Raw genomic sequence first — 1051 nt, forward strand, 5'->3', positions numbered from 1 at the left:
TAGGCCTGTAGGTGAAATTGCCAACTATCTTGGGGTCAATAAGAGTGTTATTGGCAAGTGGTGGCGGCAATACAACGCGCAGGGAGAGGCTGCGTTGGTCCAGCAAAAGCGGGGTCGCCAACCCGGGTCGGGGCAGCATCTAAGTGATGTGCAGCAGGCACACCTACGTACCTTAATTGAGACGGGACATCCGGAGGATTATGGGATTGAGAGTGCGTTGTGGACCCGTCGAGCGGTTCAATCCTTGATTGCTGAGCAGTGCGAGCTTCAAATGCCCGTGCGCACGGTCGGTGACTATCTGAAGCGATGGGGCTATAGTCCACAACGGCCTCTTAAACGGGCCTACGAACAAGATCCAGATGCGGTTGCCCAGTGGTTGGATGAGGACTATCCAGCCATCAAAGCTAGAGCGAAAGCAGAAGGGGCAGAGATTCACTGAGAGGATGAGGCGGGGGTACGCTCGAATGACCAACGCGGTCGTAGCTACAGTCCCAAAGGCAAGACGCCGGTAGCGCCGCACAGTGGTCGGCAACGCAGCCGAGTGAACTATATCGCTAGCGTCAGTAGCGGTGGGATAGTCCGTTTCATGGTCTACACCCAAACCTTTGACGGGCCACTGTACGTGCGGTTTCTACAGCGGCTTATACGAACCAGGAAAGGCAAGTTATTTTTAATCGTAGACCGTCATCCAGTTCACACCAGACGGTTAGTGCAGGCTTGGCTAGAGGCCCATCACGATAAGATAGAAGTCTTCTACCTCCCGGCCTATTCGCCTGATTTGAATCCAGCAGAATACCTCAACAATGATCTCAAGCAGCAAGTGCATGACAAGCCACCCACGATGAGTGTAAAGCAGCTGAAAAAGAGAACCGCTTCAGTGCTCATGCGATTACAGAAACTACCGGCACGAGTCAGTCGCTATTTTCGTCATCCAAGTATTGCTTGAGATCATTGTTGAGGTATTCTGCTGGATTCAAATCAGGCGAATAGGCCGGTAGGTAGAAGACTTCTATCTCATCGTGATGGGCCTCTAGCCAAGCCTGCACTAACC

Annotated in this window: 2 protein-coding genes and 1 pseudogene; 2 read left to right on the forward strand and 1 reads right to left on the reverse strand. The window is 52.6% G+C overall.

The features are described 5' to 3' along the window. Positions 1-16: 16 nt before the first annotated feature. Positions 17-439 carry a winged helix-turn-helix domain-containing protein gene (locus tag F6K13_RS34550; RefSeq protein WP_287290162.1) on the forward strand — a complete coding sequence of 141 codons (423 nt, stop codon included), beginning with the start codon at positions 17-19 and terminating at the stop codon, positions 437-439. A 15-nt stretch (positions 440-454) separates the two neighbouring features. After that, positions 455-946: pseudogene (locus F6K13_RS35720) on the forward strand (IS630 family transposase); the annotation flags it as partial. Here F6K13_RS35720 and F6K13_RS34555 read toward each other — a convergent pair. Then, positions 912-1046: a transposase gene (locus F6K13_RS34555; RefSeq protein ID WP_375340699.1), complete on the reverse strand. Its 135-nt coding sequence runs from the start codon at positions 1044-1046 to the stop codon at positions 912-914. The pseudogene F6K13_RS35720 and the gene F6K13_RS34555 sit on opposite strands and share 35 nt — an antisense overlap. Positions 1047-1051: the final 5 nt, after the last annotated feature.

The organism is Okeania sp. SIO2B9 (genome assembly GCF_010672505.1).
Classification (GTDB): Bacteria; Cyanobacteriota; Cyanobacteriia; order Cyanobacteriales; family Microcoleaceae; genus Okeania; species Okeania hirsuta.